The 14,361-nt window shown below is 61.2% G+C and carries 13 protein-coding genes, 1 tRNA gene and 1 rRNA gene; 14 read left to right on the top strand and 1 reads right to left on the bottom strand.

Translation table 11 applies throughout. The annotated features are described in order from the left end of the window. Positions 1–170: 170 nt before the first annotated feature. From I6E58_RS00075 to I6E58_RS00050, 6 genes are all read left to right on the top strand, one after another. Positions 171–1,277: a Gfo/Idh/MocA family protein gene (locus I6E58_RS00075; protein WP_197129034.1), complete on the top strand. Its 1,107-nt coding sequence runs from the start codon at positions 171–173 to the stop codon at positions 1,275–1,277. Continuing rightward, on the top strand, positions 1,274–2,122 hold the full coding sequence (locus I6E58_RS00070; protein ID WP_197129031.1) for a fumarylacetoacetate hydrolase family protein: 849 nt from the start codon (positions 1,274–1,276) through the stop codon (positions 2,120–2,122). Before I6E58_RS00075 ends, I6E58_RS00070 begins: the two co-directional genes overlap by 4 nt. Beyond that, a complete protein-coding gene (locus tag I6E58_RS00065) occupies positions 2,119–2,868 on the top strand; it encodes an SDR family NAD(P)-dependent oxidoreductase (RefSeq protein ID WP_197129028.1) in 750 nt (249 codons plus the stop codon). Before I6E58_RS00070 ends, I6E58_RS00065 begins: the two co-directional genes overlap by 4 nt. 86 nt (positions 2,869–2,954) lie before the next feature. Then, positions 2,955–3,030: transfer RNA gene (locus I6E58_RS00060), tRNA-Arg, on the top strand. Between the two features lie 82 nt (positions 3,031–3,112). Continuing rightward, on the top strand, positions 3,113–3,442 hold the full coding sequence (locus I6E58_RS00055) for an antibiotic biosynthesis monooxygenase (protein ID WP_197129025.1): 330 nt from the start codon (positions 3,113–3,115) through the stop codon (positions 3,440–3,442). Between the two features lie 51 nt (positions 3,443–3,493). After that, positions 3,494–3,886 (top strand): HsmA family protein, encoded by a 393-nt coding sequence (locus I6E58_RS00050; protein WP_197129022.1) that lies wholly within the window; start codon positions 3,494–3,496, stop codon positions 3,884–3,886. Positions 3,887–3,995: 109 nt separating this feature from the next. Here the strand turns inward: I6E58_RS00050 and I6E58_RS00045 are convergent, their stop codons facing one another. Continuing rightward, a complete protein-coding gene (locus I6E58_RS00045) occupies positions 3,996–4,811 on the bottom strand; it encodes a dienelactone hydrolase family protein (protein WP_197129019.1) in 816 nt (271 codons plus the stop codon). Between the two features lie 172 nt (positions 4,812–4,983). Here I6E58_RS00045 and I6E58_RS00040 point away from each other — a divergent pair, with 172 nt between their 5' ends. From I6E58_RS00040 to I6E58_RS00005, 8 genes are all read left to right on the top strand, one after another. Continuing rightward, positions 4,984–6,561, top strand: coding sequence for a carbohydrate-binding domain-containing protein (locus tag I6E58_RS00040; protein WP_197129016.1), 1,578 nt, complete (start codon positions 4,984–4,986; stop codon positions 6,559–6,561). A gap of 172 nt (positions 6,562–6,733) precedes the next feature. After that, positions 6,734–7,516, top strand: a complete 783-nt coding sequence (locus I6E58_RS00035; protein ID WP_197129012.1) for a DUF427 domain-containing protein — start codon at positions 6,734–6,736, stop codon at positions 7,514–7,516. 90 nt (positions 7,517–7,606) lie between these two features. Continuing rightward, entirely contained in the window at positions 7,607–8,719 is a 1,113-nt protein-coding gene (locus I6E58_RS00030; protein ID WP_197129009.1) for a LacI family DNA-binding transcriptional regulator, read from the top strand. Beyond that, complete coding sequence (locus I6E58_RS00025; RefSeq protein ID WP_197129006.1) at positions 8,719–10,326, top strand: FAD-dependent oxidoreductase; 1,608 nt, start codon at positions 8,719–8,721, stop codon at positions 10,324–10,326. Before I6E58_RS00030 ends, I6E58_RS00025 begins: the two co-directional genes overlap by 1 nt. 16 nt (positions 10,327–10,342) lie before the next feature. Continuing rightward, positions 10,343–11,620, top strand: a complete 1,278-nt coding sequence (locus tag I6E58_RS00020) for an ABC transporter substrate-binding protein (protein ID WP_197129003.1) — start codon at positions 10,343–10,345, stop codon at positions 11,618–11,620. 105 nt (positions 11,621–11,725) lie between these two features. Then, positions 11,726–12,580 carry a sugar ABC transporter permease gene (locus I6E58_RS00015; RefSeq protein ID WP_307841904.1) on the top strand — a complete coding sequence of 285 codons (855 nt, stop codon included), beginning with the start codon at positions 11,726–11,728 and terminating at the stop codon, positions 12,578–12,580. Positions 12,581–12,680: 100 nt separating this feature from the next. Further along, positions 12,681–13,466, top strand: a complete 786-nt coding sequence (locus tag I6E58_RS00010; RefSeq protein WP_231595199.1) for a carbohydrate ABC transporter permease — start codon at positions 12,681–12,683, stop codon at positions 13,464–13,466. 789 nt (positions 13,467–14,255) lie between these two features. After that, positions 14,256–14,361: ribosomal RNA gene (locus I6E58_RS00005) — 16S ribosomal RNA — on the top strand; the annotation flags it as partial.

Here is a 14,361-nt window from a genome sequence, read left to right as displayed (position 1 = left end):
GGCCACTCGCCAGTGCTATTTGCGGACATGACTTAAGTGCGGCTCACCCTCCCGGGCGGGCCGCATTTGTCATTGTGGGGTGTGGGCATCGTCTATCGCATTGCCGCCTGCTGTTGTTTGATATATCGTTTGATCACGAGTTTTACCGCCTATGAGAGTCGGAGCACCCCGTGTCGTCCTTTCCCGAACGTGAGCCAGCCGAGGCGTACACTCTCGCGCTGCCGCAGCACCCGCGCCCGATCGTCATGATTGGCGCCGGCGGAATCGTTAAAGACGCGCACCTTCCGGCCTACCGCAAAGCGGGGTTCGAGGTGTGGGGGATCGTGAACCGCACGGCGGCCAAGGCGCAGGTTCTCGCCGATGAGTTCGGGATCCCGCATGTCTTCATCTCGCTGTCGGATGCCGTAGCCGCGGCCCCGAAAGACGCCGTCTACGATCTCGCGCTCATGCCCGAGCAATATGCAGCGGTGCTCGACCAACTGCCCGATGGCGCGGCCGTGCTCATCCAGAAGCCGTTCGGTCAAAATCTTGCCGAGGCGCGCGTGCTGCTCGAGATTTGTCACCGCAAGAACCTCGTTGCTGCGGTCAATACGCAACTGCGGTTCGCGCCGTACATCGCGGCCGCACGGGCGCTCATCGCTGAGGGTGCAATCGGCGAGCTCTATGACCTAGAAATTCGCATCGCCACCGAGACGCCGTGGGAGATTTTCCCGCACGTGCTCGGCATCGAGCGTCTCGAACTCAACATGCACAGCGTGCACTATCTGGACCTGGTGCGCTCGTTCCTGGGCGACCCCGACAGTGTGAGCGCGGCGACGGTGCGGCATCCGGCCAAGCCTCAAGTCTCGAACACGCGCTCGACGATCATTATGCGCTACCGCGATCGCCCGCTGCGGGTCACGATCAGCACGAACCACGACCACGGATTCGGCGGCGACTACGAAGAAGCCTTCGTCAAGTGGGAGGGCACCAAGGGCGCCATTCGCGCGCAGCTGGGTCTCATGCTCGACTACCCGCGCGGCGGCCCCGACGCTCTCGCCATCGCGTACACCGATAAGCCCGAGCTGGGCTGGCAGCCGGTACCGTTCGAGGGCAGCTGGTTCCCGGATGCCTTCATCGGTTCGATGAGCGCGCTGCAGCGTTTTCTCGAGGGCTCGGTATCTGAACTTCCGACCTCGGTCGACGACGTCATGCACACCATGGCGGTCGTCGAGGCCGGTTATGAATCACAAGAGCGCGAAGGTATCGCGCTGGCAACGAAGGAGAACACTCAGTGAGATTCGCGCGACTCGGGCCGGTTGGCTCAGAAATCCCCGTTGTGCTCGATGAAGGTGGCGCCTTCAATCTGACATCGATCACCGCAGACATCAACGGAGCCTTCTTTGCCAGCGGTGGCGTCGCCGCGGTACGTGCCGCGCTCGATGCGGGCACCCTGTCGGCTGTCGAAACCGAGGGCATCCGCGTAGGCGCGCCTATCGCCCGCCCCGGCAAGATCGTGTGCGTCGGCCTCAACTACAGCGACCACGCTGAAGAGACCGGTGCGACGTTGCCCGACGAGCCCGTCATCTTCATGAAAGACCCGAGCACCATGGTCGGACCCTTCGACGACGTGTTCATCCCGCGCACGAGCGAGAAGACCGACTGGGAGGTCGAGCTCGGCGTCGTGATCGGCGCGACCGCTCGTTACCTTGACTCTCCGGATGACGCTGCCGCCGTCATTGCCGGTTACGCCGTGTCGCACGACGTTTCCGAGCGCGCTTTCCAACTCGAACGTGGCGGAACCTGGGACAAGGGCAAGAGCTGCGAGACCTTCAATCCGTTCGGGCCTGAGCTGGTGACCGCCGACGAGGTGGCCGACCCTCAAGCCTTGGGCTTGCGCCTGTGGGTGAACGGTGTCGAGCGCCAGAACGGCACGACCGCGAACATGGCCTTCGGCGTGAACCACATCATTTGGTACCTGAGCCAGTTCATGGTGCTGCAGCCCGGCGATGTCATCAACACGGGCACGCCCGCCGGTGTCGCCATGGGCATCGAGGGCCAGCCGTACTTGCGTGCCGGCGATGTCGTTGAGCTCGAGATCGACGGCCTCGGTCGCGCTCGCCAAACTCTGGTGCAGGCATGAGCGCCGAGTTCGACGGTCTCGTCGCGGTCGTCACGGGAGGAGCATCCGGCATCGGCCTCGCTTCGGCGCTCGCACTAGCAGAGCGCGGTGCAACCGTCGCCGTGCTCGACCTCAACACTGAGGGGTTGGATGCTCGCCTCCACGGTTTCACAGCCGACGTGTCAGATCGTGCCTCCGTCAACGCCGCGGTGTCTGCGGCCGCCGAGATACTGGGCGGCATCGACATCGTCGTGAACAACGCCGGCATCAGCGCGGTCGGAACCGTCGAAGAAAACGACGACGCCGAATGGGCGCGCGTTCTCAACATCAACGTCATCGGCATGGCGCGGGTATCGGCGGCAGCGATGCCCTGGCTTCGTAAGTCTGAGCACGCCGCGATCGTGAACCTCTGCTCCATCGCCGCCCTCAACGGCCTCCCGCAGCGCGCGCTCTACGGCGCTTCCAAGGGTGCCGTTCTCGCGCTGACCTACGCCATGGCAACGGATCATGTGGCGGATGGCGTGCGCGTCAACGCTGTCAGCCCCGGAACAGTCTCCACCCCGTTCGTCGAGCGGATGCTGCAGGGCTTCGACGATCCCGTCAAGGAACGTGCCGCTCTGGATGCCCGCCAGGCCACCGGCCGCATGGTCACGCCTGAAGAAGTTGCCGGTGCCGTCGCGTATTTGGCGAGCCCGCTCTCTGGCTCAACCACGGGCACCGCGCTCGAAGTTGATGGCGGTGTTGCGCACCTTCGCGTCAGAAAATAGGCGCTCGCGGCATCCATCTGGCAAAAGTGTCATCGGGTGCCCGAATCCGCTGGTATAGTTTTCTGGTTGGCGAAAGTCATCGAGATGCGCCCGTAGCTCAGCGGATAGAGCAATTGACTACGGATCAATAGGCCGGGGGTTCAAATCCCTCCGGGCGCACCAGCTGAAAGCCCCACATTCGTGTGGGGCTTTCGTCGTTAATGGCCGCCGCTGTTCACGGCAGACAATTCGTTAGAGTGACGCCATGGCATCCACTGAGCAGGGCCGCGTCATTGAGCACGCGCTTCTTCCCATCAAGCCGGGTCGTGAGGCGGAGTTTGAAGCGGCTTTTTCCCAAGCGAAGAGCATCATTGCGGCGATGCCGGGATTCCGTGGGCTGACGCTCTCACGCGGGGTCGAGCATCCCGAAACGTATCTGCTGCTCGTGCGGTGGGACTCTGTTGACGACCACGAAATTGGCTTTAGGGGTTCGCCTGAGTACCAGCAGTGGCGAGCGCTGCTGCACGAGTTTTACGAGCCGTTCCCGGTCGTCGAGCACTTCGATGAGGTCGAGCGGGTCGAGACGACGACTTGAACCCGCCGAACCACTTTCGCTCGCGCGCTGTGAACAGGCCAAAATAGAGAGATGCTGCTGCCTGCGATCATCCTCATCACTCTGGCCCTCGTGTTTTACACCGTCGGGGTGTGGAGCGAGCGAGTGCAGAAGGTGCTCAAGCCGTGGCACGTCGTGCTCTTCGGGTTGGGATTGGCGGCGGATGCCACGGGCACGTTCCTGATGAACCTGATCGCGACCGAGAATCGTGCGGCCGGTATCGAGCAGAGCGCGTTGAACCAGCTGATGGGCGTCACGGGAGTTATCGCGATCGTTCTCATGGCCGTGCACCTCACGTGGGCGATCGTCGTGCTGGTGCGCAATCGTGAAGCGGAGAAGACCAGCTTTCACCGATTCTCTGTCATCGTGTGGGGCATCTGGCTCGTGCCGTACATCGTTGGCGCCCTGGGATCGAGCCTCGGCTAGAGCGGTTCAGCTCGCGTCGCCAGCATCGCCAGCATCGCCAGCATCGCCAGCGCCGCGTTCGTCGCTAGTCACGCGTCGCCAGCCGGGCCCGCTGCCCGGTCACTGCCGCTCAACCGATCCGCTCGCGCAAGAATGCCACCACCCGCTCGCGGGCAACCGCCGCCGAGTTGTCCGGGTTCTCGCGAACTTCGCCGGTGAGAACAGAGTGCGCAGTTGCTGCATAGCCATCAGGGTTTCCGGGCGAGGAATCCAGCTGGATGATCTCGAAGGCGTCGCCGAGGCGAGCCTTGATGGTGTCGAAGCGGGCGCGCGGGGCGGCGGTGTCCTCGCTGAACCGCAGGCCGAGAGCGCAGACTTCGCCGGCATCCGCTCGGGCAGCAATGCGGTCGAACTCGGCGGGCGAGACTCCCGCATCGAGTTGGCGCGCCCGGCCGACAGGAAAGGGGACGGCGGGCTGGCTGAGAACGGATGCCGCCACGGAGTCATCAATCGCTGCGGCTAAGGCGAATCCGCCCGTGAAGCACTGCCCGATCACCCCAACACCTCGCCCGGGAGTCCGGGCCGCGAGGTCGGAGGCGACTGCCCGAAAGTAGTCGGTGACGGGCCGCGACGAGTTCGTTGCGAACGCGCGGAACTCGGCGGCCACGCACAGCCGAATCACGATCCGCGTCATGTAGCCCCGGGTCTTTACCTTGCCCGGCTCGCCGAAGGGCGACGGCACGACCACGGTGAAGCCCGCCGCGACAAGGTGCTCGGCCAAGCCCAGCACCTCCGGGGTGACCCCGGGAATCTCGGGGATCAGCACAACGCCGGGCCCCGCGCCTTTCTCGAAGCAGTCGTAGGTCAAGCCCGCGGCGGAGAAGGGCGCGCGCACCCAACCATCGAGCGTGCCGACCGGGGCGGAAGTGGTGGTCTCGGGTGTCATGGGTCAATCCTCGCGTATGGGAACCCCGCGCACCCTGTATCTGTTGAACGCCATCCAGAGCTCAGTCTGCAGCGCTAGTTCGACATCCACTGCTCACGCATAGCTTGCTCATAGAAAAGTCATAGAGAACCCCGCTGTGATGGAACAAGTCACCCACCAGAGGAGCTTGATCATGAAGCGAAACCACTTCACCCTTACCGCCGCCGTCAGCACGTTCTTGATCGGTGGAGTGCTGCTGGCCGGATGCTCGACCGTCGCTGACACTCCCGCCGTCACCTCCAGCGTGACCGCCGAGATCAGCGAGGCGAACGTCGACCTGAACCTAGGACCCGTCGCGACAGAAGTCCTCGCGGCGAACGCAAACTCAACGACCACCAATGACGACGAGTGGACCCTCGAGGGCGCCGTTTCGATCGCCCTCGACGGCTCCACGGCAACTGCCGATGGCGCCGGCGTGAGTGTCGCTGGCTCCACGATCACCATTAGCGCGGCCGGAACCTACGTTCTCTCGGGGCAGTTCGATGGCCAAGTAGTTGTGGACACCGACGATGAAGACGTTGTCGCACTAGTGCTCGACGGTGCAGAAATCTCTAGCTCAACGAGCGCCGCGATCGCGGTCGCTAACGCCGAAGACGTGGTCGTCTCCCTTAGCGGAACCAACACACTTTTCTCCACCGGAGACGACGCCGACTACAACGCCACGCTCTTCAGCGACGCCGACCTCACCATCTCGGGCGACGGATCGCTCACAGTAAGCAGCGCGGTCAACGACGGCATCACAAGCCACGACGACCTCGTCATCCTCTCCGGTGACATCACGGTCACCGCCGGCGATGACGGTCTGCGCGGCAAAGACTCACTGACCATCGAAGGCGGCACGGTCACGGTGGATGCCGGCGGCGACGCCCTCAAGTCAGACAACGACGAAGACCAAACTCGCGGCTACGTCTACATCGCGGGCGGCACGGTCGACCTCACTGCAGCGGATGACGGCGTTCACGCCGAGACCGACATCGTGATCGCGGGCGGTTCGACCACGCTCGCGGCCGACGACGACGGGCTCAAATCGGAGACCAACATCGTGATCTCGGGCGGCGGAACGACAGTCGAGAACTCCTATGAGGGTGTCGAATCGTTCACGATCACCATCGAGGGTGGCGTGCTCGCGGTCAACGCCAGCGACGACGGCATCAATGCAACGAGTGGCACGAGCACCACCACCGACGTCGGCGGCATTGTCGAAGCGGATGACGGAGCGATGGTTGCCATCACGGGCGGCGAGACCACGGTCAACTCCACCGGCGACGGGATCGACTCCAACGGTTCCATCCTCGTCACCGGCGGAGCCACGACGATTTTTGGTTCGCCGGAGGATCGTGAGGGTGCTCTCGATGCGAACGGAACGGTCGTGGTCGATAGCGGAACGGTCCTGGCAGTAGGCATGACAGGAATGGCCACCTCGCCCGAAACGTCCTCGGCTCAGGGCTGGTTGAGCGCTTCGCTCGAGCAGGCCTACGGCGCCGACCAGACCGTGCAGGTGCTCGATAGCAGTGGCACGGTGATCGCCGAGTTTACCTCGGTCAAGTCGTTCCAGTCGGTTGTGCTGTCGGATGCCCCCATCACGAACGGCGAGACCTACACGGTCACGATCAACGGCGACACTGCCGGAACCGTGACCGCCGGAGTCGCTGCCGCAAGCAGCGAAGGTGCCGGTGGCGGAGCTCCCGGCGGGGGAGCGCCTCGCCCGTAGCCTGCAAGCGGGATGCGAGGTGCCCACCGGGTGAGCGCCTCGCCCTCAGTGCAACGCCGCAGCGATTGCCGTCCGTGTTCACTCGAGGGGTGAGCATTGGCGGCGATCGCTGTTTTCGTTGTCCCTCACAGCCAACAGTGGCAGGCTAAAACCACTGACGAAAGAGGCGCTGATGAACGACTATCCAGGAATGATTTCCGAGAAGAACCTCATCCAGCCTGTCCCGCGCCGCATTCGTGGCTACTTCGCGGGTGAGCTGATCTTCGACACGACGGCAGCGCTGTATGTGTGGGAGTGGGCGCCGTATCCGCAGTTCTACATCCCACTCGCCGACGTGAAGTCTGAGTTCCTCGTTGACGAAGCGCAAGAGAATCACGAGACCCGTGGCAGCTATCACCGTACGGGCCTCGCGGTGAGGGAGCGCGAGCATCCGGCCGCTGCCAAGGTTTACGCCGGCGATGGGCTCGAGGGCCTTGCCAACATGGTGCGTTTCGAGTGGGATGCGCTCGACTCCTGGTTCGAAGAAGACGAGCAGGTGTTCGTGCACCCACGCAATCCGTACACGCGAGTGGATGCCGTACGTTCGACCCGCACAGTGCGCGTCGAACTCGACGGGGCCGTTCTTGCCGAGTCGTCGTCTCCGGTCATGGTCTACGAAACCGGTTTGCCGACGCGGTATTACCTCAATCGCACGGAGGTGAACTTTGAGCACCTCGTGCCCAACGACACTGTCACCGAGTGTCCCTATAAGGGAACCACCACCGATTACTGGTCGGTGAAGGTGGGCGGCACGGTGCACGACGATCTCGCGTGGTCGTACTCGTTCCCCACGCGCCAACTCTTACCCATCACCGGCCTGGTCGCGTTCTACAACGAGAAGGTTGACATCTTCATCGATGGCGTGGAGCTTACGCAGGCCAAGACGCACTTCTTCCCCGATAAGGATCTTGTCTAAGGAATAGCCACTCGTCTGGCAGGCGGTGACGTGCGCTGCTAAGGGAATTTTCGCTGATTTCTGTGATGATACGTATAATCACTTTATTTTGTGTACGGTAATACGCATCATCAGTTTCGACTCAACGAAGAGAACGGCGGCGGCACAGTGGCGACCAATCGGCCAGAGCGAGTTACTCAGCGAATGATCGCCGAGCTTGCTGGCGTGAGCCAAGCAACCGTCTCGCTCGTGCTTAACGGCAAAACTGATTCGACCACCCGCATCCCTGACGAGACTCGTGAGCGAGTGTTGCAGGTGATCCGTGACACAACCTATGTCGCTGACCCGGCCGCGCGTCGCCTCGCCGGGGTGGGCAACAGCCTCATTGGAATCTTCACGTACGAACACGCCTTCCCGCACGAGAGTTCTGACTTCTACACGCCACTGCTTACGGGCATCGAGGGGGCCGCCGAGCAAATCGGTGTCGACCTGCTGATGTTCACGAGTGCACCGGTGGTTCAGGGCCGCCGCCGTCTATTCCATGAAAACAACCGTCTTCGTCTCGCTGACGGATGTTTGCTGCTCGGCCGTGAGATGGATGCAGATGAACTCACTCGCCTTGTCGACAGCAACTACCCGTTCGTCGCTATCGGCCGTCGGGACGCGGCAGACGGCCGCATCCCCTACGTCGGGGTGGACTACGCTGCGGCGACTGCGCGCCTCGCGCGCCTCGCTATCGAAAGCGGGCACGAGCAGTTTTATTACCTTCACTTGAGCTATGACGCGGAGTCCACTCGAGACCGCAAAGAAGGCCTCAACTCCGAGCTGACTGCCGCGGGCTTTACCGTCGACACGGCGGTAACGGATGGCTCTGATCTGGCGGCCGCGTGGCAGCGCATCCGTAGCGCTCGGCCCACCGTTCTATTTGTAGAGGATGCCGGTCACGCTGAAGCACTCCGAGACCTCGCGGTTGCTGACGGTGTCTCCGTACCGGCAGAACTCTCCATCATCGCCCTCGGTGAGCGCACTCGCCCAAGCGGCCATGCCGTCGATTTCACCCGGCTGAGCGCTCCGCGCGAAGAGTTGGGATCACGAGCGGTAGCACTTCTCGACCACATCATGAACGGAACCGGCGACTCGACCGAGCTGCCCCATCAGCAGCTTGTGAGTTGCACAGTTATCGCGGGTACCACTTTGGCGGCCCCGCGAGTAGGGAGTATTTAATGAACAACCTCAATGCAGACGTCGTCGTCATTGGCGGGGGGATGGGAGGAGTCGCGGCAGCTTTGGCCGCGCTCCGTGCTGGCCGTCGCGTCATCCTCACGGAGCAGTACGAGTGGTTGGGCGGCCAACTCACTAGTCAAGCCGTTCCGATGGATGAGCACACGTGGGTAGAACAATTTGGGGTCACTGCTTCCTACCGTGAGTTGCGGGAGGGGATTCGTGGCTACTACCGCGAGAACTACCCGCTCACTGCGCAGGCCCGCGCCGAGCGCCACCTCAACCCCGGTGCGGGGCTCGTTAGCCGGTTGTGCGCTGAGCCCCGGGTGGCCGTCGCTGTTATCGATGCGATGCTTGCGCCCTATATCGGCTCGAGCAAACTCACCATCATGCGTGGGGTGGCTCCCATCAGCGCTGAAGTGGATGACACGATTGTCACCGCGGTTCTGGTGCGGGATATCGTGTCCCAGGCAGAGACCCGGCTCTCTGCTCCGTACATCCTTGATGCAACAGAACTCGGCGATCTCCTTCCTCTCACCGGCGCCGAATATGTCACAGGCACCGAAAGCCGTGGGGACACCGGCGAGCCGAGCGCTCCAGAACATGCAGCGCCCGACAACGTTCAGGCTTTCTCCTGGTGCTTCGTGGTTGACCACCAAGACGGTATCGACAACACGATCGAGAAGCCTCGTGATTACGACTACTGGAGTGCGTACCAGCCCGAATTCTGGGGCGCACCGATCGTGAGCCTCACGGCGCCGCATCCGCGCACTCTCGAAATCGTGACGCGCGCTTTTACGCCGACGATCGACGATGATCCCTTCGAGCGCATCGCTGACCAGCGTGCTGGCGGGGGCGACGACGAGTTGTGGATCTTCCGCCGCATCCTCTCGAAGAAAATGTTTGAGGCGGGACACCTCGAGAGTGACGTTGTCATGGTCAACTGGCCGATGATCGACTATCTCGACGGCAACCTCATCGACTCAGATGACGCGGATGCCCACCTCGACGCATCGCGCCAGCTCTCGCTCTCGATGTTCTACTGGCTGCAGACCGAAGCGCCTCGCCCCGATGGGGGAAAGGGGTGGCCCGGGTTGCGACTGCGTGGCGACGTTACTGGAACTTCTGATGGCCTCGCCCAAGCGCCGTACATCCGTGAGTCGCGCCGCATCGTTTCCGAGTACCGCGTCGTCGAAGGTGATCTTTCGATCGCGGTTCGCGGGCATGGCCGCCCGGCGACGTTCCCCGACACTGTTGGCGTCGGTATGTACCGCATCGACCTCCACCCGTCCACAGGCGGAGACAACTACATCGATGTCGCTTCGGCGCCATTTGAGATTCCGCTTGGAGCACTGATCCCGGTTCGCCTGGACAACCTGCTCCCCGCGGGTAAGAACGTCGGTACCACCCACATCACTAATGGAGCGTTCCGGCTTCACCCGGTGGAGTGGAACATCGGCGAATCGGCGGGCTGGCTAGCGGCCTTCTGTCTAGACCGTGAGGTTGATCCCCGCACGGTACGCAATACTCCTCAGCTGCTTGAGGAGTTCCAAACCCTGCTAACCCGCCACGGCGTCGAGCTTCACTGGCCCGACGTCACTGGCTACTGACCGAGGAGAAAGACCAATGAGATCAGCAAAGTGGCTGACCGCCGCTGGACTGCTAACCACAGCAACTCTGGTTCTGACCGGATGTTCCGCAGCCGGCTCAGATGAACAAGCAACAGACGTCGATCTGCGGATGACCGTCTGGACGTCGAATGAGGATCAGCTCGCGCTATTCGATTCGATCGCCGACGCGTATATCGCCGACCACCCCGAAGTCACGTCGATCACTTTTGACCCGCTTCCGTTCGAGGACTACACGACAACGCTCACCACACAGGTTGCCGGTGGTAAGGCTCCGGACCTCGCGTGGATCCTTGAAAACTCCGCGCCCGACTTCGTTGATTCAGGAGCGCTGGCGTCGATTCAGGAGACACTCGAAGCCACAGAGGGGTATGAATTCGAGGATCTCAACGATGCAGCGACGGCTCTTTGGAAGAGTGACGGCGAACTCATTGCGTACCCGTTCTCAACCTCACCTTTCGTGATGTTCGCCAACGATTCGCTCTTGGCCGAAGCCGGGCAGCCCACTGCGGCAGAGCTTCAAGCATCGGGCAAATGGAATTGGGAAGACCTGTCTGCGGTCGGCACCGCAGTCAACGGTGCCACCGGCAAGGCCGGCTTCGTCATCCGCGACTTTGACTACACGACGTGGGATAACCTCGCAGCGGTCTGGCTCGGCTGGGGCGCACAACCGTGGAGCGACGACGGCGCAAGCTGCGAGTTCACCTCAGACGAGATGGTCGACGCTTTCGAGTTCCTGCACACTGCGGCTTTCGACGCGCAGTCGATGCCGGGTCCCGGAACCACGGCTGATTTCTTCGCTGGTGAGTCTGCCTTCACTGTGACCCAGATTTCACGGGCTTCGCTTCTTGCTGACGGAGCGTTCGATTGGGATCTGCTTCCGTTGCCGGAAGGCCCTGCCGGTGACTACTCCATGGTTGGTCAAGCAGGTATCGGAGTAATGGCTCAGGGCGACAACGTGTCGACCGCCACCGAGTTTCTTGCCTACTTCTCTAACCCTGAGAATTCGGAGCTGCTTTCGCAGTGGTTCCCGCCGGCGCGCAACTCACAGCTGAACGCCGAAACGCTTTCTGCTGCGAACCCCGTGCTCTCAGCGGACCAGATCGAGAATGTTGTCGTTCCGGGTATCACCACCGGTGTTGTCCGTCCGAGCCACACTGACTCCGCCAAAATCGGCCAGACCGTTCGCGCATCGCTCGACGCGATGTGGGCTTCGGATGCTGATGTGCCTGCAGTTCTCCAGGGTGTCTGTGACGCCGTAGAGCCGCTGCTCTAAGGATCAATCGTGTCTTCTCGAACGCCTACGCTGCCGGATCGGGCTCGCGCCCGGTCCGGCAGCGCCCGGCCTCGCCGTCCGCTGACATATCAGCAGCGTGACGCGGTGGCAGGCTACCTTTTCGTCGCACCTCAAGTGCTCGGCGTGACCGCGTTTGTGCTGGTGCCTCTAGCGCTCGTCGTGTATTTCAGCTTTCACGAGTGGAACGTGCTCGCGAACACATTCACCTTTGTCGGTGTCGACAACTTCGAACGTTTCTTCACCGACCCGCAGATCATTCCGGTCATGCAGGCAACAGGGGTCTTCTCCATCGGGCTCGTCTTCTTCAACCTGGTGATCGCTCTTCTGTTGGCGGTCATGCTCAACCGGTCCATGGCCGGTATTACCTTCTTTCGCACGATCTTCTTTTCGCCGGTGGTGGTCTCGCTCGTTGCGTGGACAATCGTCTGGGGATTTCTCTTTCAAGACAACGGTGGCATCAACGGGATGCTCGAGGTCATCGGTATCGATGGCCCGAACTGGTTGCGAGAGGGGCCGACGGCGATGGCCAGCGTCATCATCGTTCAGGTCTTCAAGAATGTCGGTCTCAACATGGTTCTTTTCTTGGCTGCGCTGCAAGGCGTGCCGCGAGAACTCACCGAGGCGGCGACGATGGATGGCGCGAACGCTCGCCGTCTCTTCACGCGCATCACGATCCCGCTCATTTCACCGACCATCTTGCTGACGTTCATCATTACGATCGTCGGCTCGCTTCAGGTCTTTGCTCAAATCGCAGTTCTGACTCAAGGCGGCCCCGGAATCTCAACCACGGTGCTCGTGTATTACCTCTTCCAGCAAGCTTTCCTCTTTGGGGAGTTTGGCTATGGATCGGTGCTGTCCATCGTTCTTTTCGTCATCGTGCTGATTCTCACGGTCGCTCAGTGGCAGCTACGCAAGAGGTGGGTGTTCTATGAAAACTAAAGCCGCAACTATGCCGCCGACTGTCGGTCCTCACGCTCGAAGCAGAGTGAAGAGCACGGTTACCGTCAGGCGGGTCGTCTTTTACGTCGCGCTAACGGTGATGGCGGTGCCTTTCATTCTCCCCACGCTGTGGATGATCACCTCGTCCTTCAAGCCGATCAGTGACATCTTCGCGTTCCCTCCGACGCTGTGGCCGGCCAATCCCACGCTGGATGGGTACACCAAGGCATTTGAACTGCAGCCGTTCGTGCGGCAGTACTTCAACTCGCTGTACATCGCGTTCTTTGTCACTGTCGGCACGATGTTCATTTCGTCGCTAGCGGGGTACGCATTCGCGAGAATTCGTTTTCGCGGCCAGAACCTGCTCTTCCTCGTTGTTCTCATCGGCCTGCTGATCCCCAGCGAAGTGACAATCGTGCCGTTGTTCCAGATCTTCAATGAGCTTGGACTGATCAACACTCACTGGCCGATCCTGCTGGTGTCGACCTTCGGTGCGCCGAGCGTTCTGGCGACGTTCATCATGCGGCAGTTCTTCATCTCGTTACCGGTCGAGCTCGAAGAAGCTGCACGACTGGACGGGCTCGGCCGTTTTGCAATCTGGTGGCGCATCGCCATGCCGTTGGCAACCAGTGCACTCGCGGCCGTAGCGATCTTCACCTTCCTGCACATTTGGAATCTCTACCTGGAGCCAACCGTCTATCTCCAGTCGCCTGAGCTTTTCACCTTGCCTCAAGCGCTCACTCGATACACAGATGCCTACGGCGGGCAATTGTGGAACGTACAGCTGGCCGCAGCCACAATGACTGCATTGCCAGTTCTGGTTGTGTTCGTCATGGCGCAGAAGCAGTTCGTCGAAGGCCTGGCGCAAACCGGTCTCAAGGGATAGTTCGATCGGGGAGAGGGTGTCGCGCGGGTGCGCGGTTACCCTCTCTGCCGTTGTTGCCTGTCGTGCTGCTGTCACCCCCACCCGAAAACGAGGAGTTGGCGGGAGTTCCCAGCGGTCAGAATGCAGTGTTTTAGGGGCCTCATTTTTGCGACACGCCCGGGATGTGGGCGGTGTTGGCGAGGGGGGCAAAATGCACGTAATGTTTCCTCTTGTCACCCCAAAGGTGCGGAAGTCCCGGGCAGTTCTGCTGCTAGGTTTCCGGCCTCAAGTGGGGGCCACCATCCTCCACAACTTTCGAGTTGTGGTCGAGTCAAACAGCGGAATTCCTTTCATTAGGATCCGACTTCAGATCTTAGGATGAGTACCCGCTTCATGCGTGTGTCGGTTGGTTGTTTCGGTCTGTTTCAGTCCGGGATTGCTGGTTTGACAAACAGTCTGAAGCTGGTAAGTTAGACAGGTTGCCTCCCGCAGTCAAGCGGGGGTTGCCAACACAGGTTTGAAAGCCCTGGGGTGAAGCCGTTTTCGGTGGAGGTCAGGAGCGTCCGATCCTTGAGAACTCAACAGCGTGCACAATGTCAAATGCCAAAAACCCGACTGTGCTTAATATGATCGTCCCGTTCGGGTCGTGATTGTTTGCACAGCGGATTCCTTTGGAAATAGATATAAACAAACAAAGCAAGTCAGTATTGATTTGTTCTGTCAGTTTCAAACTTGTCGCCTCGACGTCCTATTCCGGACGCGGGTGACGCAAGATGTGCATCGGTTACTTGTAGCTGGTGCAATCAAACATTTATGGAGAGTTTGATCCTGGCTCAGGATGAACGCTGGCGGCGTGCTTAACACATGCAAGTCGAACGATGAAGCTGGAGCTTGCTCTGGTGGATTAGTGGCGAAC

It is taken from the genome of Salinibacterium sp. SWN1162 (genome assembly GCF_015864675.1).
In the GTDB taxonomy this organism is placed as follows: domain Bacteria; phylum Actinomycetota; class Actinomycetes; order Actinomycetales; family Microbacteriaceae; genus Rhodoglobus.
This window is presented reverse-complemented; position numbering and strand designations above follow the sequence as displayed.